The following is a 22,316-nucleotide window of genomic DNA, read 5'->3' as shown; positions in this document are numbered from 1 at the left end:
GGGATGCCGAGCGAACGGACCGCGCCGACGAGGTCGCTCGTCCTGGTGATGGCGATCGCGACCGGGGTGACGGTCGCGAGCCTCTACTACGTGCAGCCGCTGCTGCCGATCGTGGAGGCGGAGTTCCACGTCGGCTCGACGGCGGCCGGGCTGACCGTCTCCCTGTCCCAGCTGGGTTTCGCGGTCGGCCTGGCCGCGGTCGTCCCGCTCGCGGACGTGCTGGCCCGCCGCAAGCTGGCGGTGGGACTGCTGGCCCTGCTCGCCGCGGCGATGGTCGTGGCGGCGAGCAGCCCGTCGGTCGCGGTGCTCATCGGGGCGTCCGTGCTGATCGGGCTGGGCGTCACCGCAGCTCAGGTGATCGTGCCGTTCGCGGCGTCCATGGCCGACGACGCCTCACGCGGCCGCGTGGTCGGCACGGTGATGACGGGCATGCTCGTCGGCACCCTGCTGGCTCGCACGGTGGCCGGCCTGCTGGCCGACGCGGCCGGCTGGCGCATCGTCTACTGGGGCGGCGCCGTGCTGGTGACGCTCGTCGCGTGCGTCCTCGCCCGCCGCCTGCCGGCCGACGGCCCGCGCGAGCGCCTGAGCTACCCGGCGCTGCTGGTGTCGATCTACCGCGTGTTCCGCGCGGAACCGGTGCTGCGCAACCGGATGGCGATGGGTGCGGTCGGTTTCGCGACGTTCAGCCTGTTCTGGGCGACGATGGCGTTCATGCTCGCGGACGCGCCCCACCACTTCGACGCGAGCACGATCGGGCTCTTCGGCCTGGCCGGAGCGGCGGGCGCGCTCGCCGCGAACTTCGCGGGCCGCTTCTCCGACCGTGACCTGGGGCGCCGCCCGGGGGTGGCGTTCGCGGGGTGTGTGCTGCTCTCGTTCGGCCTGCTGGTGCTGGGCCGCCAGTCGGTGGTCCTGCTGGTGCTCGGGATCGTGGTGCTGGACGTCGGGGTGCAAGGCCTGCAGGTGACCAACCAGGCGACGATCTACCGCCTGGCCGCGGGCCGCAACGGCCGCATCACGGCGAACTACATGATCGCCTACTTCGTCGGGGGCGCGGCGGGCTCCGGCCTCGGCAACGCGGCGTACGTCGTGGCGGGCTGGACGGGCGTGTGCGTGGCGGGAGCGTTCCTGGGCGCGGTGCTGCTGGGCCTGGCCGCCCGTGCCCGCCTGCCGCGACCGGCGCCGGCGGACCGGGTACCCGCGCGCTGAGCACCGGCCGGTGCGCTATCGGGCGAAGGCGGAACGCTTCGGGAGTCCTTTGTAGGCACAACCGGTCAGGAACCGCCCGAACCGGACTCCGAGGCCGCCACGGCAGGGTTGATCCGCGTGTCGGATCGGACCTACTCTTCAGCGTCGATGACTGCCGAGGAGGACCGATGCGAGGCATCAACCGTAGCCGTGGCCACCTGGTGATCATCTCCTGCGCGCTGACCGCCGGCCTGCTGGCCGCGACGGGCCCGGCGGCGGAGGCGGCGCCCGCACAAGCGCCGCGGTACTCCCCCGGTGCGCCGGGCGCCGGGGACCCGTACTTCCCCGACATGGGCAACGGCGGCTACGACGTCGGCCACTACGACATCCGGCTGGCGTTCAGCCCCGCGACCCAGGCGATCGACGCGACCACGACGATCTTCGCCACCGCCACCCAGGACCTCTCCCGCTTCGACCTGGACTTCCAGGGACCGCTGAAGATCAGCAGGCTCTCGGTGAACGGCCGGAACGCCGCCTTCACCCGCAGCGGTGCCCAGGAGCTGGTGATCACCCCGCCGTACGGCCTGCGGAAGGGCAGCGCGTTCGTCGTCTCGGTGAGCTACGCCGGTGTCCCGCAGAAGATCGACGACCCCGCGCTGGGCCTGTCCGGCTGGGTCGCCACCAAGGACGGCGCGGTCGCGCTCAACCAGCCGATCGGCGCGGCGACCTACTACCCGGTGAACGACACCACCGACGACAAAGCGACCTACACGCAGACCATCACCGTGCCCACCGGGCTCACCGTGCTGGCCAACGGCGAACCCGGGCCCACCACCACCCGCGATCACCAGACGACCTTCCGCTGGTCCATGAACCGGCCGATGTCCAGCGAGCTGAGCATGCTCGCGATCGGCGACTACGACGTCACCCGCGGCGTCGCGGCCGGCGGCCTGCCGAACATCACCGCGATCGGCAAGTCGATCGACACCAAGCCCGGTCAGGGCAAGGTGTTCAACCAGACCACGGCGCAGGTCATCCAGTGGGAATCCTCGATGTACGGGCAGTACCCGTTCGACTCGACCGGCGGCATCCTCGCCGACGTCGGCGTCGACTACGCCCTCGAGACGCAGAGCCGCCCGGTCTACGACCAGAGCACCAGCGACGTCGACGGCGACCTGCTCGCCCACGAGCTCGGCCACCAGTGGTTCGGCGACAGCCTCACCCCGGTGCACTGGTCGGACATCTGGCTCAACGAAGGCTTCGCGACCTACTCGGAGTGGCTCTACCAGGAGAAGTTCGACAAGGTTCCCGTGCAGCAGACCTTCGCGAAGGCCTACGCCGACGAGAAGGACTGGAGCGGCGAAGTCGCCGACCCGGGGCGTGACCACATCTTCGACGACCTGGTCTACAACCGCGGCGCGATGGCCCTGCAGGCGCTGCGCATGAAGATCGGCGACCGCGCCTTCTTCAAGGTGCTCACGCAGTGGCCGACGGCCCACCGGTACGGCAACGTCTCGACGCGGCAGTTCATCCAGTTCGTCGAGCGGCTGACCGGCCGCGACCTCGGCTCGTTCTTCCACACCTGGCTCTACCAGCCGGGCAAGCCGGCACTCTGACGACCATGACCGACACCGGCCCGCCGGACGCCGACGAGGCCACGTTCATCGCGGCGGTCCGCTCCGGCGACGCGGCGCGGTTCGCGGTCGTCACCGAACGCCACCGGCGTGAGCTGCAGGTGCACTGCTACCGGATGCTCGCGAACTATGAGGACGCCCAGGACATGACGCAGGAGACGTTCCTGCGGGCGTGGCACAAGCGGGAGACGTTCAAGGGCCACGCGGCGCTGCGGACCTGGTTGCACCGGATCGCGACGAACGTCTGCCTCGACTTCCTGGACAAGCGCACGCTCGTGGCGTCGGAGCTGCCGGCCCCCGGCTCCGAGGTGCCGTACCTGCAGCCCTACCCCGACCGGATGCTCCCCGCGGACCCGCAGGAATCGGTGGTGGCGCGGGAGACGATCGAGCTGGCGTTCATCGTCGCCGTCCAGCACCTGCCGCCGCGGCAACGGGCGGTGCTCATCCTGCGCGACGTCCTCGGCTGGCCGGCGTCGACGGCCGCCGACGCCCTCGAGCTGACCGTCGCGTCGGTGACCAGCGCGCTGCAACGGGCGCGCGTGACCATGCGCGAGCAGCTGCCCGGCCGCCGCCTCGACTGGCGGAGCCCCGCCACCCACGAGCTGTCGGAGGACGAGCGCGGCGTGGTGAAGGCCTACATCGACGCCCACGAGCGCAACGACGTCGACGCGCTGACGGCCCTGCTGCGCGACGACCTGCGCTTCGCGATGCTGCCGGATCCGGGCACCGTGACCGTGGGGGCCGGGGACGCGGTGGACGGCTGGGTCGCCGGTGGGCTCTTCCTTCCCGGCCACGACTGGCGCTGCGTCGCCACGACGGTCAACCGCATGCCCGCCGCCGTGCTGTACCGCCGCACCCCCGACGACCCGGAGTACCGGTTGCTCAACATCGCGGTCCTGCACATCGTCGACGGGAAGATCGCCGAGCTCACCGGCTTCGACGTCACCGGCAAGCCCTGGCTGGGCCTGCCCCCGACCCTCAGCGCCTCGTCTCGTACCGGGTCAGCACCACGCCGCCGGGGAACGTCCGCGTCTCCACGAGGTTCAGGTTCACCCAGCTGTCCAGCGCCGTGAACAACGGCGTGCCGCCGCCCACCAGGACCGGGTGGGTGACGATCTCGTAGGCGTCGACCAGCCCGGCCCGCACGGCCGCCCCGGCCAGCCTCGCCCCGCCGACCCGCATCGGGCCGCCGTCCCCGGCCTTGAGCCGGGTGATCTCGGCGACGGCGTCGCCGGTGACCAGGCGGGTGTTCCAGCCGACCTCGTCGATCGTCGAGGAGAACACCACCTTCGGCGTGTCCCGCCAGTTCCGCGCGAACTCGGCCTGCGCCGGGGTGACGCCGGGCTGCTGGTCGCCGGTCGGCCAGTGGGAGCTCATCGCTTCCCACAGCCCGCGCCCGTACAGCGACAGCGTGCCCGCCAGCTCCTGATCGAGCCACCACTGGAACATCTCGTCGCTCGGCGGCCCGCTCCAGCCGAGGTCGTCGCCGGGCGCGGCGACGTAGCCGTCCACCGTCACGTTCATGCCGAAGATCAGTTTGCGCGTCAAGCCAGCCTCCTGTGAGTCGATCTCACACGTATAGACGGGCGCGGCGCGAGAATCTAATCGGTGCGACGACGTCGCTCAGAACAGGGTCGCGGGCTCGATCGGCTCCGGTTCGGGCAGTGGTTCGAGGGTGGGCACCAGTGCTCGGACGTCGTCGTGGAAGTGGCGGGCCAGTGCCGGTGCGTCGTTGTTGTCGGGGGTGTGCAGGAAGACCGTCGGTGACCGGCCTTCGCGCAGCCAGCCGGCGACCACCTCGGCCCACGGCTGCCAGCCCTCGACCGTCTCCTCGACCGAGTCGCGGCCCAGGTAGCGGACCACCGGCTGGTCGGTCAGGGCGCGCGTCCGCCGTGGGAGCCGCGGCTTCTTGGTCCAGGCTTCCTGCTCGGCCTCGCTGGTCGGCGGGGTCCCGAAGAAGACCGTCGTGTCGAACGGCACCCACTCGGCGTCCGCGGCGGCCAGCGCCCCCTCCAGCAGCGACGTCGAGGCGGCGTCGGTGAAGAACCCCGGGTGCCGCACCTCCACCGCGCGCCGGCGGTCGGCGGGGAGCCGGCGCAGGAAGCGGACCAGGGCGTCGACGTCCGCGGGGCCGAACGAGCCCGGCAGCTGGGTCCACAGGACCGCCCGGTCGCCGAGGGGTTCGATCGCGTCGAGGAACGCCCGCATCTCGGTCTCGACCCCGGCGAACCGGCGCTCGTGCGTGACGACCTTGGGCAGCTTGAGCACGAACCGGAAGCCGGGATCGGTCTGCTCCGCCCACGTCGCGACGGTGTTGCGGGCGGGCGTCGCGTAGAAGGTCGTGTTGCCTTCGACCGCGTTGCACCAGCCGGCGTAGGCCCGCAGGCGCTCGCCGGCCGGCAGCGCCTGCGGGACGAACCGGCCGGGCCACGCCTTGTGGGTCCACATCGCGCAGCCGACATGTAGACGTGCCACTCCGTCCGCTCCCCTCGCTCGTGCGGGAAACCACCACCTGGGCAGCAGTTTTCCACTCACGGCAACGGGAGCGGCCGGCGGCTGCGTCAGTTCCACCTCTGGTCTACGTGGTAGTGGCAGTCCCACAGCACCAGCCGGGTCCCGTTCGCGGTGCTGCCGTTGTCGGCCAGGCCGACGCACTTGCCGGAGGGCGTGTTCTTCAACGCCCACCCGCCGGCCGGCACGTCGACCCAGCTCCACTGCTGGTCGGGATTCCCGTGGCAGTCCCACAAAACCAGCTCGGTCCCGTTCGCCGTGCTGCCGTTGTTCGCCAGGCCGACGCACTTGCCGGACGGCGTGCTGCGCAACAACGGGTTACCGCCCCAGAACCAGTACTGGTCGGGGTTGAGGTGGCAGTCCCACAGGACCAGCCGCGTCCCGTTGGCGGCGCTGCCGTTGTCGGCCAGGCCGACGCACTTGGCGGGCGAGACGGCCAAGCTGTGGATGGGGCGGCTGTCGGTGGCGCTCGCCGGGAGGGTGACGCCGGCCGTCAACGCCAGCGCCCCGGCAAGCGCCACGATCACTCGGCTGAATCCGCGCATGGTGAGACCTTTCGCCGTTCCTGGTGGACAGGGCTTCGCACCGGAAAGCATCACCGGATCAGCCGGTGTGGCAGCCCGTCCAAGGGGCAGCACAAAGGGCGGCACCACGGGCGGGAACTCAGCGGAACGCGGCGATGTTGCGCGCGGCCCAGCCGGCGAACGGGCGCGGGGCGCGGCCGAGGACCCGCTGGACCTCCGGGCTGACACGCAGCTCGTCCGGGTTCGGGGCACCGAGGATGTCCAGCGTGTCGTCGGCGAGCTCCGCCGGCATGCTCCGGGCCATCCCGGCCTTCGCCTCCGCCCGGGTCAGCTCGTGGAACCGCACCGGCGAGCCCAACGCGGTGGCGATCGCTTCCGCCTGCCCGCGCGGCGTGATCACCTCCGGGCCGGTCAGCGCGTACACGCCGCCGGTGTGCCGGTCGTCCAGCAGGCAGGCCGCCGCGACCTCGGCGATGTCCGCCGGGTCGATGATCGGCACCCCGACGTCACCGAAGGGCGCGGCAACGACCCGTCGCTCGCGGACGGACTCGGCCCACCACAAGGCGTTCGAGGCGAACCCGCCCGGCCGCAGCACAGTCCAGTCCACATCGGACTCCCGCAGCACGTCCTCCACCGCGCGCAACGCGATCCGCGTCGCACCGAACGGCCTGGTCGCCACGCCCAGCGAGGAGAGCAGGACGATCCGCCGGACCCCACCGGCCACGGCCTGGTGGATGACGTCGGCGGGGCTCGCTCCGGTGGCGTGCAGGTCGCCGGACAGCAGCAGGAACAACGCCTTCGCCCCGGCCAGCGCGGGCTCGAGGCCGGCCGGATCGGCCAGGTCGGCCACCACGTGCCGGCCGCCGGCCGGCGCCGGCGCCGCGTGCCGCGACACCGCCGTCACCTGCTCGCCCGCCTCGATCAGCGCCCGCGTCAGCGGCTTGCCCACGTTCCCGGTGGCTCCGGTCACCACGATCATCTTCAGCTCCTCGGTTCGACGTCTTCTACGGCCGAACGCTAGGAGCCGGGCTAACTTTTGGTAAGGACATACCTGGAGGTAAGCTCCGGACATGACCGGAGGCGCGCAGCTCACCCCCGCCGAGGCGGGCAAGCGGTATGAGGTGTTTCACACCGACTGCCTGGCGCGTGACGTGGTCGACCACGTCACCAGCAGGTGGGGCATCTGGGTGCTGATCTGCTTGCGCAGCAACGACCTTCGGTTCTACGAGCTGCGCGAGAGCATCCAGGGCATCAGCGAGAAGATGCTTTCCCAGACCCTGCGCACCCTGGTCCAGGACGGCCTGGTCTGGCGGAAGGTCGAGCCGACGACACCGCCCCAGGTCACCTACGGGCTGAGCGAGTTCGGCCGGTACGCCAGCGAGCCGCTGACCGAGCTGTTCGACCGGATCACCGAACGGCTGGCACCGCGCGGCACGGACTAGCGTCGACGGGAAAGGGACTCCTGGTCAGCGACGGCGGCCGGTGGCCAGGATGACGAGGAACTGACCGCCGCCCGGCTCGATGTTCGCCGTCACCGGCAGGTCCGGCACCAGCCGGGAAAACCGGTCCACGAGCCAGTCCGCCGCCTCTTGCGCGTCCTGTTTCGTCGGGCAGCGGGCCACCATCTCGCGGCCGCCCTTGCGCTCCAGCCGCCCGGCCACGGTGATCAGCGGCGCGGGCTCGGCCACGTGCAGGCGATCCGGCCAGGCGATGACCACCTTGACCGCGCCCTTGCGGGTGTTGCACCCGCGGTGCGCGAGCCGCTCGGCGATCTTGGCCTTGCGGTCGGCGGTCCGGCTGTCGACGCTGGGTCCCCGCGGGTCGTTCACCGACATGTCGGGGTCGACCGGCTCGTCGCACACCCAGCACCGCCAGCCGTCGCGCTCGGCCACGTCATCGAGGAGACTCATCCTGGCAAACTAGCCTGCGCGGCCACCGTCGTGCGCACCGCACTCGGGTGCGGCTCAGCCGATCCGGAAGCTGCCCGCGCAGGGGTAGCCCGGCACGCCGGCCGTCGCCGGCTTGGCCGGCTGCGGGTAACCCAGCAACCACAGCTGCCCGGTCATCGCCACGTTCGCGGCCAGTGAGGTGTCGGCGAACAGGCGGAACCGCGTCTGCCGGCCGTCCGGGTGCAGCGCCCAGCCGGTCAGCTTGGCCACACCGCGGACGCGCGGCGCGAACGGCGTGTCGAGCGCGACCCGCAGCTCCACCCAGACGTCCTCGGTGATCGGCCGGCGGATCCGCAGGACACCGGCGACCATCAGCAACCCCAGCAGCACCAGCACCGCGCTGCCGCCGGCGATGCCGCCCAGCGCGGCCGGGCCGGTGATGCCGTCGGGCTCGAACCGGACGGTCGCCACGGCGACGAAACCCGCCGCGCCCAGCACCAGGAACGTGCTCGCGGAGACGACCGTCCGCCGGATCCTGGCCGCCCGGTGCGCGGCCAGCACCGGATCGTGCCGCGGCGGCGTCGGGTGGCGTGAGACGGGCTCCACGGGCGTCGCCCCGGATGTCGCGGTGTCTTCGATCCGCCCGGCCCGCAACCACATCGCGCCCGGCAGGCGGACGAACACCCGCCGGCCGCCGCCGAGCACCCACAGCCGTCGCTCGCCGGCCAGCTGCACCCGCGCCCCGCCGGGGAGCCGGGACCGCAGCCACCGCCCGTCCGGCAGCCGCACGAACACCCGCGATCCCTTCGCGAGCAACCCGTCCGGGGCGACGTCGAGCCGGTGGTACGGCTCCCCGAACAGGCGCCGGACCCGCTGGTAGACGCTCAGGACGTAGCTCCACAGCGCCAGCGAGCCGCCGAAGACGGCGAAGTAGTAGTACGGCAGGGCGCTCCCCGGCCGTTCGACCAGCGCGAGCAGGACGCCGAAGAGGAGGAGCGCGCCGCTGAGCCCCATGCGGACCGTGGTCGCGTTGGTCAGCTGCCGGACGTACCCGGGGAACAGCGGTTCGGCCCCCGACGGCACGGCGGGCACGGGCTCGTGGACGCGGACCCGGCCGACGTCGGATGCGATGTCCATGGCTCGTCGTCCCCCGTCGGTCCGTGTGCTCGGCCGCGGCAGCGTACCGGGCCGGATCCGGGCTATCCCAGCTGGTCGCGGCGGCGGGTCAGGTAGGCGGTCTCGGCGGTGTTGCCCGCCAGCCCGATGGCCCTGTCGTACGCCTCGCGCGCCGGCCCGCCGCGGCCCAGCCGGCGCAGCAGGTCGGCGCGGGTCACGTGGTAGGCGTGGTAGCCGGCCAGCTCGTCCGCCAGGCGGTCGACGGCCGCGAGAGCCACCTCCGGGCCGTCCAGCTCGGCGACGGCGATGGCCCGGTTGAGGGCGACGATCGGCGACGGGTCGAGGCGGACGAGCCGGTCGTAGAGGGCCAGGACCTGCGACCAGTCGGTGTCGCGCATGTCGCGGGCGGAGGTGTGCACGGCGTTGATCGCGGCGAGGATCTGGTAGCGCCCCGGAGCCACCCCGGCGGCGGCCGCGGCGAGGCGTTCGCGCACCAGCCCGTGCCCCTCGGCGATCAGCACCGCGTCCCAGGCCCCGCGGTCCTGCTCGGCGAGCGCGACCAGCTCGCCGCTCGCCGAGACGCGGGCAGGGCGGCGGGCCTCGGTGAGCAGCATCAGCGCCAGCAGGCCGGCCACCTCGCCGTCGGCCGGCAGGAGCGCGCGGATCAGCCGGGCGAGCCGGATCGCCTCGGCCGTCAGGTCGTGCCGCACCGGATCGGTGTCGGGGCCGGTGGCCAGGTAACCCTCGTTGAAGACGAGGAACAGAACGGCGAGCACGCCGGAGACGCGGGCCGGGAGGTCCTCGGCCGCGGGCACCCGGTAGGGGATGCGGGCCGCCTTGATCTTGGCCTTCGCGCGGGTGATCCGCTGCCCCATGGTGGGCTCGGCCACCAGGAAGGCGCGGGCGATCTCCGGCATGGTCAGGCCGCCGACCATCCGCAGCGTCAGCGCCATCCGGGTCTCCATCGCCAGCGCCGGGTGGCAGCAGGTGAAGATCAGCCGGAGCCGGTCGTCGTCGATGGCACCGAGAGGCTCGGGTGGGGCGTCGTCTTGCACCATCTGGGCCTCCTTGTGCTTGTCGTCACGCTTGTTCTCGCGCCGGATCCGGTCGATGGCCTTGCGCTGGGCGGTGGTGGTCAGCCAGGCGCCGGGGTTGGGCGGCACGCCGTCGGCCGGCCACCGCTCGACGGCGGTCGCGAACGCCTCGGCCGCGGCCTCCTCGGCGACGTCGAGGTCACCGAAACGCCTGGTCAGCGCGGCGACCACCCGGGCCCACTCCGCGCGGTGCACCCGGGTGATCGCCTCCTCGACGTCGCTCATCGGAACGGCCGCACCTCGATCTTGCGGTCACACGCCTTCGACGCCTCCGTGGCGAGCTTGAGCGCCACGTCCAGGTCGGGGGCCTCCCACACCCAGACGCCGGCGAGGTACTCCTTCGACTCCACGAACGGGCCGTCGCTGAACACCGCCTGCTCGCCGCGGCTGTCGACGACGGTGGCCGTGTCGGTGTCCGCGAGCCCGCCCGCGAAGACCCAGTAGCCCTCGGCGATCAGGCGTTCGTTGAACGCGCTGATGGCGGGCTGCCGGTCCGTGCGGCCGGGATCGTCCTTGTCGTCGATGACGGAAACCAGGTACTGCATCCGAAGCTCCTCTCCTGCGGGGTCGAGACAGTGTGGTCCGGCGGTCAGGCCTTCGAGCCGGTGGCGTACCGCGGGCGTCCGGCCGGCCGCAGGACCTGGATCGTCACGCCGTTGGTGTCCACTCGCGACTCGACCACCTCGAGCGCGAGGTCCGGGCCGGTCTCCGGGAACAACCGCTTGCCCTGGCCGACGACCACGGGCACGACGATCAGCGTCAGCTCGTCGACCAGGTCGTGCGCCAGCAGCCACCGGACCAGGGTGCCACTGCCGTGCACCTGCAGGTCGTCCCCCGGCTTGGCCTTCAGCTCGCGGACGGCCGCCTCCAGGTCACCGTCGAGCACGGTCGTGTCCGCCCAGCCCGGCGCGGTGAGCGTGGCCGAAGCGACGTACTTGGGGGCCTCGGCCAACGCCACGCCGACGGGGTGGGCGCGCATCCCGTCGACCGCTCCCCAGGAGCCGGCGAACAGCTCGTAGGTCCGGCGGCCGAACAGGAACGCCCCGGCGCGCTGGTAGGTCCGCGTGATGAACGCCCGGGTCTCGTCGTCACCCGCGCCCAGGGCCCACCCGCCGCGCTCGAACCCGTTGCGGCGGTCCTCGTCCGACGCGCCGCCGTTGCCCTGCACCACGCCGTCGAGGGTGATCTGGGTGATGGTCGTCAGCTTCATGGTGGTGGTTCCTCACCTCGGCGCCGCCCCTCGTGGGCGGCCTCACCCCTGCCACGAACGCCACCGACCCGATCCGACAACCCCGCCAGGATTTCTTCGGGGAAGTTCCCGGACGCGCGCCCGGCGGGGCGCCGCCACCGCATTTTTCCCCACACAGGAGTCCGGCAACCCGCCCACCGAGGAAATTCCGGGCGATTACCCCGGCATTTCACCTGCCCTTGCCTAATGGACGTGAATTGATCACGCCGAATTCCGTCACTACGTACACTCGAAAGCGGCGAAGTCAACACGGGTGGTCTATGCTCATTTCCGGGCACACTCCGTAGATTCGTCCGCATGTCCCGCATCGGTCCCGTTTTAGCTGCCGCAGTACTGGCCGTCCTGTTGATTCCCCCCACCGCCGCCACCGCGGCGAAGTCGCCGACGCCGGGGCCGGTGTGCGACCACCAGCCGGTCGCCAACACCACCGCGCCCGCCGGGGCCGTGGTAATCGACCCCGCCGTTTCCGCCGACCTGTACCACAAAACGCAGGATTCCCCGGCCGGCACCACTTTCTGGCTCGCGCCGGGAACGCACACGCTCGCGTCGGATCCGTTCGGCCAGGTCATCCCGAAAGACGGGGACGTCTACCTCGGCGCGCCCGGCGCGGTGCTCGACGGGCAGCGGATCAACCTGGCCGCGTTCACCCAGCAGGCCAAGGACGTCGTCATCCGCGGCCTGACCGTGCAGAACTTCGTCCCGCCGCAGGACCAGGGCGTCGTCAACCACGATTCCGGGGAACACTGGACCATCGAAAACTCCACGCTGCAGAACAACGCCGGCGCCGGGTTGATGGCCGGCGCGCGGCAAGTGGTGCGGCACAGTTGCCTGCGGAACAACGGGCAGTACGGCATGAACGCCTACCGCTCGGACAACACGATCACCGGACTGGTCGTCGAAGGCAATGAAATCGCCGGGAACAACACCGACGACTGGGAAACCCGCGTTCCCGGCTGCGGGTGCAGTGGCGGGATCAAGTTCTGGTCCGTCAACCGGGCCGACATCCGCGGGAACTGGGTCCACGACAACCACGGCGCCGGCCTGTGGGCCGACACCAACAACAACGACTTCCTCATCGAACACAACCTCATCGAGGGCAACGAGGCCGAAGGCCTGTTCTACGAGATCAGCTACAACCTCGTCTTCCGCGACAACACCCTGCGGCGCAACGCCCTCGTTTCCGGCAAGTACAAAGCCGATCGCGGCGACAACTTCCCCGTGGCCAGCGTGTACATCTCGGAGTCGGGCGGCGACCGCCGGGTGCCGGCCCGGACCCACCTGATCGACATCTACGACAACACCTTCGAGGACAACTGGTCCGGGATCACCGCGTGGGAGAACGCCGACCGGTTCTGCAACAGCCCCGCCAACACCTCCAGCAACACCTGCACCAAGCTGGTCCCCGACCGGACGTCGTGCTCGGCCCCGGCGATCGCCACCCGGCCGCTCTACGACGACTGCCGGTGGAAGACGCAGCTGGTCGAGGTGCACGACAACACGTTCCGGATCGACCCCGCCCACATCGGCTGCACCAGCGCGCTGTGCGGCCGGATGGCGCTGCTGGCCAACTACGGCACCTATCCGGACTGGTCGCCCTACCGCGGCACCGTCGTGCAGGACGCGATCACGCACGACCAGGGCAACTACTGGTTCAGCAACGCCTACTACGGCCCGTGGAGCTTCGTCGCCGGCGACACGTCGCGCACGCTCACCGCGCAGCAGTGGCAGTCGACGCCGTGGGACCAGGACGACTGCGCCTCCTTCGACGGCGTGGCCGGCCCCTGCTGAGCGGGACGGCGGCTGACGGGGCCCGTCAGCCGCCGTCGCCCTGATCCGGGCGGCGGGCCAGCGACGCGAGGATGATCTCCCGCGCCGCGCGGTCGGTGGCCGCGAAGGCGGCCGGGTCCCGGCCGATGCGTTCGGCGCCCGAGCGCATGACCCCGGACAGCAGCTCCACCGCCAGCTGGACGTCACCGACGTCGCGGAACTCCCCACGCTCGATGCCGGCCCGGACGACGTTCTCCACCGCGACGACGATCGCGTGGAACGGGCTGTCCGGGCCCTTCGGCGTCCCGGCGAACGGCAGGCCGGCGCCCGGCCGGAACATCAGCTGCACGACCTGGTCGGTGAACGCGTCCAGGACGGCGACGACGATCTCGCGCAGCCGCTGCGCGGCCGGGTCCGCGGACCGCGCGGCGATCGCGGCCACCCGCTCGACCGCCGGCTGGGCCAGCCGCTGCGTCAGCGCCAGGACCAGCGCGCTCTTGTCGCGGGCGTAGTTGTAGAGGGTGTTGCGCGCGAGCCCCGCCCGGGCCGCGATGTGGCCCATGGTGATCGAGTCGTAGTCGCGTTCGAGCAGCAGCTGCCGCGTCGCCGCGGCGAGCTCGGCCCACACCACCTCGTGGTGCTCCTCGATGCTGGCTCCGCGGATCCGTGGCATCGGATCATCTTCCCATCGCCGCGCGTCAGCTCGCCCGCGCCGCGGCCAGTGCGACGCTCGACAGGTGCGGGTTGTCCTGGTGCGCCGAGGTGAGCTTGACGCGGTCGAGGCGCCAGCCGGCCGCCGTCCGGACCGCCTCGTTGTCGTAGAAGCCGACCACCAGCCAGTGGTTCGGCCCCCCGCCGGCTAGCTCGTCCGAGACCCAGTGGTCGGCGCGGACGTGCGCGTGGATCTTCGCCCGGTCGCCGTCGACGTCGACGACGTGCCCGGTGATGGCGTGGTGCGTCGCCGTGTAGAAGGCGAAGGCACCGCGGAGGTTCTCGACGTAGTCGGCGAGCGGCACGGTCATCGGCGGAATGTCGGCGACCGACCCGAAGTCGAGCGTCACCGGATCGGTGAAGACACGGCCGGGCAGCTCGGTGAACTCCTTCAGGTCGGCGATGTCGGCGTAGTGGCCGAGCAGCTCGACGAGTTCGGCGCGGTCGCTGAGCGCGTTCATGGGGGTCCCTCTCCGTTCGGTGCTTCTTTGATGCGACAACCTGTCGTAAAGATTACGACAGGTTGTCGCGAAAAGCCAGCAGCCCGAGCTCGCGTAGGAGCTCGGCATGGCCAAGAACGCCCTCAGCGGCCTCGTGGACCGGATGGAGCGCCGCGAGCCCATGCAGCAGACCCGCTCGCAGGACCGGCGCGCGATCACGCTCAGCACCATCGATCTCGGGAAGGAGATCGTCGAGGTGCTCTACGCGGATGTTTCCGAGCGCATGCCCGGCCTCGATCGCCGAGACGCGCTAGCAGCCCGGGCCTATCTCGGGCGTATCGGAATCCGCGTACCCCCTCGCAACGGTCCCGCGGCTTCAGTGGGCGCGTGGACCACAGCGAACGGAGGCCGTGTGCTCGACGGGTGGCACGGCTGGACCGGGACGTTCACCGGCGTCGCCGTCATCACGGTGGCCGCACTACCCTTGGCCGCACTGGACGTGTGGGTGTCGGCCCGCCGCAGGGCGTGGCGGATGGCGCTGGCCGAGGTCGCCATCGGGTACGGGACGGTGCCGTGGGTGTGGCTGATCATGCTGCCGGGCAGTCACGCCGGCACCGTGCCCGGGCGGGTGAGCCTGGTGCCGCTGCGCGACCTGCTCACGATGCCGGTGAGCCAGATCGCCGGCAACCTGCTCGTGTTCGCGGCGCTGGGGTTCTTCGTCCCGGTGCGGTTCGCGACGTCGGTGCCGCGGGTCCTGGCGCTCGCGGCGGGGCTGTCGATCCTGCTCGAGACCGCGCAGTACGTCCTGCGGCTGGATCGGGTGTCCTCTGTGGACGATGTGCTGCTCAACGCGGCCGGCGCGGGGCTGGCCGCGTTGGCGTCACGGCGCTGGTGGGCGGCCCGCTGAGTGCGCGTGCCGGCTAGGCGTCCGGGACCGAGCGCCCGCCTGAAGCTCACCCTCAGCTACGCCGGGCTCCTCCTGCTCACCGGCGCCGTCCTGCTGGTCGTGGTGTGGGTGTTCCTGCTGCGCTACGTCCCCGACAACGACCGGGGCCTGCTCGGCATCGCCCCCAACCGCTACCTCCTCGTGCGCGTCTTCTTCCCCGCCGCGGCCACCGCGATGGGCGTCCTGGTCGTGGTCGGGCTCGTCGGCGGGTGGGTGCTCGCCGGCCGGATGCTCGCGCCGCTCAGCCGGATCGCGGACGCGGCGCGGCTGGCCTCGCGGGGCTCGCTCTCGCACCGGATCCGCCTGGAAGGCCCCAAAGACGAGTTCCGCGACCTCGCCGACGTCGTCGACGTCATGCTCGGACAGCTCGAATCCCACGTCGCCGAGCAGCGGCGGTTCGCCGCCAACGCCTCCCACGAGCTGCGCACCCCGCTGGCGATCTCGAAGACGCTCCTCGACGTCGCCCGCACCGACCCCACCCGGGACCGGAGCGAGCTCGTCGAACGCCTCCACGCCGTCAACGCGCGGGCGATCGACCTCACCGAGGCCCTCCTGCTGCTCAGCCGCGGCGAGCGCGGGAGCTTCACCCGCGAGGCCGTCGACCTCTCGCTCATCGCCGAAGAAGCCGCCGAGACGCTGCTTCCGCTCGCCGAACAGCGCGGGATCACGCTCGACGTCACCGGCGAGCCGACCCGGAGCGCCGGCTCCGCGGAGCTGTTGCTGCGGATGCTGACGAACCTCGTGCAGAACGCCATCGTCCACAACCTCCCCGACGGCGGCACCGTGACGGTCCGCACCGAGGCGAAGCGCTACGCGAGTGTGCTGCGGGTCGAGAACACAGGCCGGGTGCTACCCGCGGACCTGGTGCCGACGCTCACCGAGCCGTTCCAGCGCGGCACCCAGCGCACCCGCACCGACGAGCACGCGGGCGTCGGCCTCGGGCTGGCGATCGTGCACAGCATCGTCCGGGCCCACGACGGGCACCTGGAGCTGACACCCCGCGCGGGCGGTGGCCTGCTGGTCACGGTCCGCCTCCCCGAGACCGGCCGGGGACGCGGCTGACGCAGCCGTGTCAGGGCGGTGTCAGGTGCGTGTCAGCTCCGGCCGTGATCGTGGCTTCACCAGCCCGCCACGAAAGGCACTTCGATGACCAAGACCGCAGGCCTGCCCATGGACCGCGACGCCGGCCCCTTCGACCCGCCCCGTGAGATCACCCGGCTGCGGGAGACGCGGCCCGTCAGCCCGCTGCTCTTCCCCGACGGCCACGAAGGCTGGCTCGTCACCGGGTACGACGCCGTCCGGACGCTCATGGCCGATCCGCGCTTCAGCTCGCGGCAGGACATCGGCGTGCTCCACGTGCCGTACGAGACGCCCGGGATGCCCGTCGCCACCGAGCCGTCTCCGCCGCTTCCCGGCGTCTTCATCGCGATGGACCCGCCGGATCACAGCCGGCTGCGGAAAAGGCTCACCGGGGCCTTCACCGTCAAGCGGATGAAGCAGCTCGAAGCGCACATCGTCGACGTCGTCGAGCGGCAGCTGGACGTGCTGGCGAAGCTGACGCCGCCGATCGACCTCGTCGCGGAGTTCGCTCTCCCGGTGCCGTCGCTGGTGATCTGCGAACTGCTGGGCGTCCCCTACGCCGACCGCGCGGAGTTCCAGGCGAACTCGGCCCAGTTCATGGTCAAGGAGCAGCCGCTCGAACAGAAGATGGGCGCCTACATCGCGCTGAACACCTTTCTCGCCGAGCTGGTCACGCGCAAACGCGCCGAGCCCGGTGACGACATCCTGTCCGATCTGGCCGGCCAGGACGATCTCAGCATCGAGGAACTGACCGGCGTCGCCTTCCTGCTGCTGCTCGCGGGCCACGAAACCACCGCGAACATGCTGTCGCTGGGCACTTTCGCGCTGCTGGAGCACCCCGCGCAGCGGGCCGAGCTGACCGCCGACCCGGCGCTGCTGCCCGGGGCCGTCGAGGAGCTGCTGCGCTACCTGTCCGTCGCCGACATCTTCTACCGCTACGCCACCGAGGACATCGAGCTCGGCGGCGAGACCATCCCCGAGGGGTCGACCGTCGTCGTCTCGCTGCTGGCCGCCAACCGCGACCCGAAACGCTTCGAGAACCCCGACGTCCTGGACGTCCACCGCACGGCCCGCGGGCACCTGTCCTTCGGCCACGGCGTCCACCAGTGCCTCGGCCAGCAGCTGGCCCGGATCGAGATGCGCGCCGGGTTCGAGGCGCTGCTGCGCCGCTTCCCGACGCTGGAGCTCGCCGTCCCCGCCGGCGAGGTGAAGCTGCGGACCGACATGAACATCTACGGCGTCCACGAGCTGCCGGTGACCTGGACGGCAGCGGACCAGTGACGGCGATCGAGGTTTCCGGGCTGCGCAAGGCGTTCAAGGACAAGGTCGTGCTCGACGGCGTCGGCTTCGACGTCCCCGAAGGCACGGTCTTCTCCCTGCTCGGCCCGAACGGCGCGGGCAAGACGACCACGGTGAACGTGCTGACCACGCTGATGAAGGCCGACGGCGGGACGGTCCGCGTCGGCGGGCACGACGTCGGGACCGCGGCCAAGGCCGTGCGCGCCCAGATCGGCGTCACCGGCCAGTTCGCGGCGGTGGACGAGCTGCTGACGGGCCGGGAGAACCTGCAGCTGATGGTGGACCTGAAGCGGGCGGACGGCCGGGTCGTCACCGAGCTGCTCGAGCGGTTCGACCTGACGGACTCGGCGGGCGAGCTCGCGTCGGCCTACTCCGGCGGCATGCGCCGGAAGCTGGACCTGGCGATGACGCTCGTCGGCGACCCGCGGATCATCTTCCTGGACGAGCCGACGACCGGCCTGGACCCGCGCAGCCGCCGGACGATGTGGACGATCATCCGCGAGCTGGTCGACGGCGGCGTGACCATCTTCCTCACCACGCAGTACCTCGAAGAAGCCGATCGGCTCGCCGACCGGATCGCGGTGCTGGACCGGGGAAAGCTCGTCGCCCAAGGCACGCCCGACGAGCTCAAGCACTGGCTTCCCGGCACGCACGTCCGGCTCCGGTTCACCACCGCCGCCGAGCTCGACGCGGCCGCGCGGATCTTCCCCGGCGCCACGCGTGACGACGAAACCCTGGCCCTGCGGGTGCCCAGTGACGGCGGGACGCACTCGCTGCGGGCCCTGCTCGACCGGCTCGACGAGTACGCGGTCGGTGCCGAGGGGTTCTCCGTCCACACGCCGGACCTCGACGACGTCTTCCTCGCCCTGACGGGCCACAACACGAAGGTGACCGTGAAATGAGCACGCAGGTCATGGTGCGCCGCAACTTCAAGCACATCGCCCGGAACCCGACGTCGGTGTTCAACGCGGTGCTGATGCCGATCGTGATCATGCTGATGTTCGTGTACATGCTCGGCGACGCGTTCAGCGTCGGCGTCGACTACGTGGACTACGCGACGCCGGGGCTGATGCTGCTGGCCGTCTGCTACGGCCTGGGCGCGACCGCGACGTCGGTGAACTCCGACATGACGAAGGGCATCATCAACCGCTTCAAGGTCATGGACGTCTCCCGCGGCGCGGTGCTGACCGGGCACGTCGTCGCCAGCCTGCTGACGAACCTGGTCGCCATCGCGGCGCTCGTCGGGGTGGCGTTCCTGCTGGGGTTCCGCACGTCGGCGAGCCTGCTCGGCTGGCTCGGCGTGGCCGGGATCGTCGTGCTGCTGGGGGTCGCGGCCGGCTGGTTCACCGTCGCGCTGGGCCTGGCGGCGAAATCCCCGGAAACGGCCGGGCTGGCCACCGTGCCGCTGGTCATGCTGCCGTTCTTCAGCAGCGCGATCGTCCCGGCCGAGAAGATGGGCCCGGGCCTGCGGCAGTTCGCGGAGTACCAGCCGTTCACGCCGATCATCGAAACCCTGCGCGGCCTGCTCAACGGCGCCCCGGCCGCGGCCGACGTGATCCCGGCCCTGGCCTGGTGCGCCGGAATCGCGGCGGTCGGCTACCTCTGGGCGCGGGCGACGTTCAAGAAGCGGGCGTGACCACCTCGCCTGGACCTCGGTGCCGGTGGTCGTGAGTGGTCAGGGCGGTTAGAACCGCCCTGACCACTCACGAGGGCTTGACCAGCTCGCTCCACGCCGTTTCCGTGCCCTCGCGAACCGCCTCGGCGAACCCCTCGCCGCCGAGGCGGTCTCGTGCGGCCTGCTCGAGCCGGGCCACGTCCGGGTGGGAACAGTCCGCCAGGCCGCGCAAGCCGGCGCTCGCCGTGAGCAGCCGCGCGGCCTGCGCGGGGCGGTCTTCACGCAGGGCCACGTCCGCGAACCCGACGAGGACCTGGGCGATCGTCAGCGGGTGTCCCGCCTCGGTCGCCGCGCGCAGGGCCGCGGCGCGGTGGTCGCGGGACTCGGCGACGTCGTCGGCGAGGTAGCCCAGCAGGTCCCGCGTCATCGCGCGGACGCCGGGCAGCTCGGCGGCCTCGCCCAGCAACGCCGTCGCGGCGTCGAGCTGGCGGCGGGCCTGCTCGGTGTCGCCGCTCCAGCGGGCGAGCTCCGCCTTCGCCAGGGCCAGCTCGGCCAGCGCGCTCGGCCAGGCGACGCGTTCCGCGTGCCGCTGCGCCTCCGCCATGGCCGCCGCGCTCGCCTCCGCGTCGCCCGAGAGCCAGTACAGCTGGGCCTGCCGCGACCGCATCGGCACGACGTCGTCGAGCGCGCCGACCTCGGTGACGACGGCGATCGCGGCTTCGTAGTGCTCGCACGCCCGCGCGAACTCGCCGCGGGTGGCGATCCGGTTCGCCAGCTCCATCAGGGCGAACGCGGTCCCCCACCGTTCGCCGAGCGCGCGGAACTCGGCCAGCGCCAGCTCGAGGTACTCGTCCGCGGCCCGCCCTTCCCGGCCGAGCTCGATCCGCATCTTGCCCAGGTGCAGCCGGGCGAGCGCGCGGACCCACGGATCTTCGTCGGCGAGCAGCGGTTCCCACGCGGGCAGGGGCTCCTCCGGCGCCTGCAGCAGCCGTTCCAGCGCGCCGACGACACCCCAGATCGGGTGGTGCCGCGGGCTGCGCTGAGTGAACGCGTACGCCTTGTGGATCCACTCCTCGGCCCGGTACTGGTCCCCGCCCCGCCCGGAGCTCAGGAACATCGTGGCGTAGCCGTACACCGTGGCGCGGACGTCGTCGGTCACCTCGCCGGGTACGGCGGTGGCCGCCATGATCAGCTCGTTGCTCTCGGCCTTGTGCCCGCCGAGCCACCAGTACCAGGCGGCGCCCGCCGCGAGCCGCATCGCGCCTTGGGCCTCGCCGGCCGCGAGCGCGCCGCGCATCGCGGCCCCGATGTTGTCGTGCTCGGCCGCGAGCGTGGCCAGCCAGTCCAGCTGCTCGACGCGGCGCAGGTGCGGCTCCGCGGTTTCGGCGAGCTCGGTGAAGTACGCGAGGTGCGCGTGCCGCGCCTGCTCCGCCTCCCCCGCCTCGGCGAGCCGCTCGGCGGCGTACTCCTTGATCGTGCCGAGCATCCGGTAACGCGGCGCCGCGTCGTTTCCCGTGACCACCAGCGACTTCTCTGTCAACGCGGTCAGCAGCTCCAGCACCTGCCACGCCTCGACGGCGGCACCGGCGCAGACGCGCTCGGCCGCGTCCAGGCTCGCCCCGCCGGAGAACACCGCGAGCCGGCGCAGGACCGTGCGTTCGGCGTCGGTCAGCAGCTCCCAGCTCCAGTCGACCATCGCGCGCAGCGTGCGGTGCCGCGGCAGCGCGGTACGGCTGCCGCCGGTCAACAGGCGGAACCGGTCGTCGAGCCGGTGGGCGAGCTGGCCGGGGGACATGGTGCGCAGCCGGGCTGCGGCGAGCTCGATGGCCAGCGGCATCCCGTCCAGCGCCCGGCAGATGCGGGCCAGCGTCGACGCCGTGGCGGCGTCGGCCGCGAGGTCCGTGCGCACCGCGCCGGCCCGGTCCCGCAGCAGCCGGACGGCCGGCGCGGCCTCGATCTCGCCGGGTCCGGCGTCGGCCGCGGGCAGGACCAGCGGCACGACCTGCCAGAGCGCCTCGCCGGTGATGCCGAGGGGTTCCCGGCTCGTCGCGAGGATCCGGAGCCGGCGGCACTCGCCGAGCACGCGGTGGGCGAACGCCGCCGCCGACTCGATCACGTGCTCGCAGTTGTCCAGGACCAGCAGCACGTCCCGGTCGCGGACCGCGGCGACGACCCGGTCCGTCGCTTCCGCGTCCGTCGCCTCGGCGAGCAGCGCGTCCCGCAGCCGCAGCGCCGACAGCGTCGCCTGGGCGACATCGCCGTTCGCGCCGAGGGCCGCGAGTTCCACCACCCAAGCGCCGTCCGGGAAGCCGCCGAGCAGCGTGCGGGCGGTTTCCGTGGCCAGCCGGGTCTTTCCCGAACCACCGGGCCCGATCAGGGTGACGAGCCGGTGCGCGGCGACGAGGTCGCGGACCGTCGCCACGTCGGCGTCCTTGCCGACGAAGCTGGTCAGCTCGGCGCGCAGGTTCGTCTGCCGGGTTTCCTCCCGCCGGGCCAGCTCGCCGCGCAGCAACGCGACGTGCACCGCGGCCAGCTCCGGCGACGGGTCGACGCCCAGCGCGTCGGCCAGGGCTTCCCGCGTGCGCTGGTAGACGAGCAGGGCTTCGGTGTCGCGGCCGGCCGCGGCGAGGGCGCGCATCAACGCGGCGACGAGCCGTTCGCGCACCGGGTGCGCGGCCACCAGGTCGGTCAGTTCCGCGACGAGGTCGACGCCGCGGCCGGCGCCGATCTCCGCGTCGAACCGGTCCTCCACGGCGGTCAGGCGCAACGCCTCGAGCCGGGTGACGGCCGCGTCGAAGGCCTCGCTCTCCACGAGACCGACGTCCTGCATGGCCGCGCCACGCCACAACCCGACGGCCTCGCGCAGCAGCCGCGGGTCGTCCTCGGTGCGGGCGCGGTTGACCAGGCGCTCGAACCGGACGGCGTCGACGGCGTCGGGGTCCACCTTCAGCCGGTAGCCGTCCGGCTGCCCCTCGACCGAGCCGTCCGGCAGTGCTTTCCGCAGCCGGGAAACCAGGCGCTGCAAGGCGTTCGCCGCTTCCGCGGGCGGGTGCTCGCCCCAGATCCAGTCGACGAGTGTCGTCTTCGAGACCACGTGCCCCGGTTCGAGCGCGAGGGCGATCAGCAGCCCGCGCAGCCGGGCGCCCGGCACGTCGGCGGTGCCGCCATCGTCCGTGCGCACCTCGAACGGTCCCAGCATCCCGATCTGCACCCGGCCGATCTTGCCACGGGCGCCCGGCTCCGGGTGGTCCGGCAA

22 protein-coding genes are annotated in these 22,316 nt (G+C 72.0%); 10 read left to right on the top strand and 12 right to left on the bottom strand.

The features are described 5' to 3' along the window. Positions 1-3: 3 nt before the first annotated feature. The 3 genes from OG439_RS46090 (at position 4) to OG439_RS46080 (ending at position 3,892) form a co-directional block, all read left to right on the top strand. Positions 4-1,206 carry an MFS transporter gene (locus tag OG439_RS46090; RefSeq protein ID WP_326946631.1) on the top strand — a complete coding sequence of 401 codons (1,203 nt, stop codon included), beginning with the start codon at positions 4-6 and terminating at the stop codon, positions 1,204-1,206. Between the two features lie 167 nt (positions 1,207-1,373). Further along, complete coding sequence (locus OG439_RS46085; RefSeq protein ID WP_326946630.1) at positions 1,374-2,801, top strand: M1 family metallopeptidase; 1,428 nt, start codon at positions 1,374-1,376, stop codon at positions 2,799-2,801. A gap of 5 nt (positions 2,802-2,806) precedes the next feature. Continuing rightward, a complete protein-coding gene (locus OG439_RS46080; protein WP_326946629.1) occupies positions 2,807-3,892 on the top strand; it encodes an RNA polymerase subunit sigma-70 in 1,086 nt (361 codons plus the stop codon). Here the strand turns inward: OG439_RS46080 and OG439_RS46075 are convergent. The 4 genes from OG439_RS46075 to OG439_RS46060 all read right to left on the bottom strand — a co-directional run bounded on the left by OG439_RS46075 (position 3,798) and on the right by OG439_RS46060 (position 6,833). Next, the gene (locus OG439_RS46075; RefSeq protein ID WP_326951793.1) at positions 3,798-4,343 is read right to left on the bottom strand and encodes a dihydrofolate reductase family protein; all 546 of its coding nucleotides are present in this window, start codon (positions 4,341-4,343) and stop codon (positions 3,798-3,800) included. The genes OG439_RS46080 and OG439_RS46075 overlap by 95 nt on opposite strands. Positions 4,344-4,442: 99 nt before the next feature. Further along, on the bottom strand, positions 4,443-5,267 hold the full coding sequence (locus OG439_RS46070) for a DUF72 domain-containing protein (RefSeq protein ID WP_326951792.1): 825 nt from the start codon (positions 5,265-5,267) through the stop codon (positions 4,443-4,445). A 113-nt stretch (positions 5,268-5,380) separates the two neighbouring features. After that, a complete protein-coding gene (locus OG439_RS46065; protein WP_326946628.1) occupies positions 5,381-5,875 on the bottom strand; it encodes an RICIN domain-containing protein in 495 nt (164 codons plus the stop codon). A 118-nt stretch (positions 5,876-5,993) separates the two neighbouring features. Then, on the bottom strand, positions 5,994-6,833 hold the full coding sequence (locus OG439_RS46060) for an SDR family oxidoreductase (protein ID WP_326946627.1): 840 nt from the start codon (positions 6,831-6,833) through the stop codon (positions 5,994-5,996). Positions 6,834-6,924: 91 nt separating this feature from the next. Here OG439_RS46060 and OG439_RS46055 point away from each other — a divergent pair, with 91 nt between their 5' ends. Continuing rightward, complete coding sequence (locus tag OG439_RS46055) at positions 6,925-7,296, top strand: winged helix-turn-helix transcriptional regulator (protein WP_326946626.1); 372 nt, start codon at positions 6,925-6,927, stop codon at positions 7,294-7,296. Between the two features lie 24 nt (positions 7,297-7,320). Here the strand turns inward: OG439_RS46055 and OG439_RS46050 are convergent, their stop codons facing one another. The 5 genes from OG439_RS46050 to OG439_RS46030 all read right to left on the bottom strand — a co-directional run bounded on the left by OG439_RS46050 (position 7,321) and on the right by OG439_RS46030 (position 11,163). Continuing rightward, entirely contained in the window at positions 7,321-7,764 is a 444-nt protein-coding gene (locus tag OG439_RS46050) for a hypothetical protein (RefSeq protein WP_247061536.1), read from the bottom strand. Positions 7,765-7,818: 54 nt separating this feature from the next. Then, the gene (locus OG439_RS46045; protein ID WP_326946625.1) at positions 7,819-8,880 is read right to left on the bottom strand and encodes a hypothetical protein; all 1,062 of its coding nucleotides are present in this window, start codon (positions 8,878-8,880) and stop codon (positions 7,819-7,821) included. Between the two features lie 62 nt (positions 8,881-8,942). Further along, positions 8,943-10,178: an RNA polymerase sigma factor gene (locus tag OG439_RS46040; protein WP_326946624.1), complete on the bottom strand. Its 1,236-nt coding sequence runs from the start codon at positions 10,176-10,178 to the stop codon at positions 8,943-8,945. After that, entirely contained in the window at positions 10,175-10,498 is a 324-nt protein-coding gene (locus OG439_RS46035; RefSeq protein ID WP_326946623.1) for a YciI family protein, read from the bottom strand. Before OG439_RS46035 ends, OG439_RS46040 begins: the two co-directional genes overlap by 4 nt. Positions 10,499-10,542: 44 nt before the next feature. Beyond that, a complete protein-coding gene (locus OG439_RS46030) occupies positions 10,543-11,163 on the bottom strand; it encodes a dihydrofolate reductase family protein (RefSeq protein WP_326946622.1) in 621 nt (206 codons plus the stop codon). A gap of 336 nt (positions 11,164-11,499) precedes the next feature. Between OG439_RS46030 and OG439_RS46025 the strand changes: the two genes are divergently transcribed. After that, positions 11,500-12,990: a right-handed parallel beta-helix repeat-containing protein gene (locus tag OG439_RS46025; protein WP_326946621.1), complete on the top strand. Its 1,491-nt coding sequence runs from the start codon at positions 11,500-11,502 to the stop codon at positions 12,988-12,990. Between the two features lie 25 nt (positions 12,991-13,015). On the opposite strand, the gene OG439_RS46020 is transcribed toward OG439_RS46025, so the two are convergent. Continuing rightward, positions 13,016-13,642 (bottom strand): TetR/AcrR family transcriptional regulator, encoded by a 627-nt coding sequence (locus tag OG439_RS46020; RefSeq protein ID WP_326946620.1) that lies wholly within the window; start codon positions 13,640-13,642, stop codon positions 13,016-13,018. Between the two features lie 25 nt (positions 13,643-13,667). Continuing rightward, positions 13,668-14,141: a nuclear transport factor 2 family protein gene (locus OG439_RS46015; RefSeq protein ID WP_326946619.1), complete on the bottom strand. Its 474-nt coding sequence runs from the start codon at positions 14,139-14,141 to the stop codon at positions 13,668-13,670. Between the two features lie 106 nt (positions 14,142-14,247). On the opposite strand from OG439_RS46015, the gene OG439_RS46010 reads away from it, so the two are divergent. From OG439_RS46010 to OG439_RS45990, 5 genes are all read left to right on the top strand, one after another. Next, positions 14,248-15,027: a VanZ family protein gene (locus tag OG439_RS46010; RefSeq protein WP_326946618.1), complete on the top strand. Its 780-nt coding sequence runs from the start codon at positions 14,248-14,250 to the stop codon at positions 15,025-15,027. A 6-nt stretch (positions 15,028-15,033) separates the two neighbouring features. Next, complete coding sequence (locus tag OG439_RS46005) at positions 15,034-16,128, top strand: sensor histidine kinase (protein WP_326946617.1); 1,095 nt, start codon at positions 15,034-15,036, stop codon at positions 16,126-16,128. An 84-nt stretch (positions 16,129-16,212) separates the two neighbouring features. Then, entirely contained in the window at positions 16,213-17,427 is a 1,215-nt protein-coding gene (locus OG439_RS46000; protein WP_326946616.1) for a cytochrome P450, read from the top strand. Continuing rightward, positions 17,424-18,347, top strand: a complete 924-nt coding sequence (locus tag OG439_RS45995; RefSeq protein ID WP_326946615.1) for an ATP-binding cassette domain-containing protein — start codon at positions 17,424-17,426, stop codon at positions 18,345-18,347. The genes OG439_RS46000 and OG439_RS45995 overlap by 4 nt, the downstream gene beginning before the upstream one ends. Then, positions 18,344-19,081, top strand: a complete 738-nt coding sequence (locus OG439_RS45990) for an ABC transporter permease (protein WP_326946614.1) — start codon at positions 18,344-18,346, stop codon at positions 19,079-19,081. The genes OG439_RS45995 and OG439_RS45990 overlap by 4 nt, the downstream gene beginning before the upstream one ends. 67 nt (positions 19,082-19,148) lie before the next feature. Here OG439_RS45990 and OG439_RS45985 read toward each other — a convergent pair whose 3' ends face one another. Next, the gene (locus OG439_RS45985) at positions 19,149-22,271 is read right to left on the bottom strand and encodes a BTAD domain-containing putative transcriptional regulator (RefSeq protein WP_326946613.1); all 3,123 of its coding nucleotides are present in this window, start codon (positions 22,269-22,271) and stop codon (positions 19,149-19,151) included. Between the last annotated feature and the right edge of the window lie 45 nt (positions 22,272-22,316).

The organism is Amycolatopsis sp. NBC_01307, assembly GCF_035975215.1.
Lineage (GTDB): Bacteria > Actinomycetota > Actinomycetes > Mycobacteriales > Pseudonocardiaceae > Amycolatopsis.
This window is presented reverse-complemented; position numbering and strand designations above follow the sequence as displayed.

Bases quoted from the DNA above. Each gene is read 5' to 3' on its own strand.
- OG439_RS46090 (WP_326946631.1), top strand. From the start codon at position 4: ATGCCGAGCGAACGGACCGCGCCGACGAGGTCGCTCGTCCTGGTGATG.
- OG439_RS46085 (WP_326946630.1), top strand. From the start codon at position 1,374: ATGCGAGGCATCAACCGTAGCCGTGGCCACCTGGTGATCATCTCCTGC.
- OG439_RS46080 (WP_326946629.1), top strand. From the start codon at position 2,807: ATGACCGACACCGGCCCGCCGGACGCCGACGAGGCCACGTTCATCGCG.
- OG439_RS46075 (WP_326951793.1), bottom strand. From the start codon at position 4,343: ATGAACGTGACGGTGGACGGCTACGTCGCCGCGCCCGGCGACGACCTC.
- OG439_RS46070 (WP_326951792.1), bottom strand. From the start codon at position 5,267: ATGTGGACCCACAAGGCGTGGCCCGGCCGGTTCGTCCCGCAGGCGCTG.
- OG439_RS46065 (WP_326946628.1), bottom strand. From the start codon at position 5,875: ATGCGCGGATTCAGCCGAGTGATCGTGGCGCTTGCCGGGGCGCTGGCG.
- OG439_RS46060 (WP_326946627.1), bottom strand. From the start codon at position 6,833: ATGATCGTGGTGACCGGAGCCACCGGGAACGTGGGCAAGCCGCTGACG.
- OG439_RS46055 (WP_326946626.1), top strand. From the start codon at position 6,925: ATGACCGGAGGCGCGCAGCTCACCCCCGCCGAGGCGGGCAAGCGGTAT.
- OG439_RS46050 (WP_247061536.1), bottom strand. From the start codon at position 7,764: ATGAGTCTCCTCGATGACGTGGCCGAGCGCGACGGCTGGCGGTGCTGG.
- OG439_RS46045 (WP_326946625.1), bottom strand. From the start codon at position 8,880: ATGGACATCGCATCCGACGTCGGCCGGGTCCGCGTCCACGAGCCCGTG.
- OG439_RS46040 (WP_326946624.1), bottom strand. From the start codon at position 10,178: ATGAGCGACGTCGAGGAGGCGATCACCCGGGTGCACCGCGCGGAGTGG.
- OG439_RS46035 (WP_326946623.1), bottom strand. From the start codon at position 10,498: ATGCAGTACCTGGTTTCCGTCATCGACGACAAGGACGATCCCGGCCGC.
- OG439_RS46030 (WP_326946622.1), bottom strand. From the start codon at position 11,163: ATGAAGCTGACGACCATCACCCAGATCACCCTCGACGGCGTGGTGCAG.
- OG439_RS46025 (WP_326946621.1), top strand. From the start codon at position 11,500: ATGTCCCGCATCGGTCCCGTTTTAGCTGCCGCAGTACTGGCCGTCCTG.
- OG439_RS46020 (WP_326946620.1), bottom strand. From the start codon at position 13,642: ATGCCACGGATCCGCGGAGCCAGCATCGAGGAGCACCACGAGGTGGTG.
- OG439_RS46015 (WP_326946619.1), bottom strand. From the start codon at position 14,141: ATGAACGCGCTCAGCGACCGCGCCGAACTCGTCGAGCTGCTCGGCCAC.
- OG439_RS46010 (WP_326946618.1), top strand. From the start codon at position 14,248: ATGGCCAAGAACGCCCTCAGCGGCCTCGTGGACCGGATGGAGCGCCGC.
- OG439_RS46000 (WP_326946616.1), top strand. From the start codon at position 16,213: ATGACCAAGACCGCAGGCCTGCCCATGGACCGCGACGCCGGCCCCTTC.
- OG439_RS45990 (WP_326946614.1), top strand. From the start codon at position 18,344: ATGAGCACGCAGGTCATGGTGCGCCGCAACTTCAAGCACATCGCCCGG.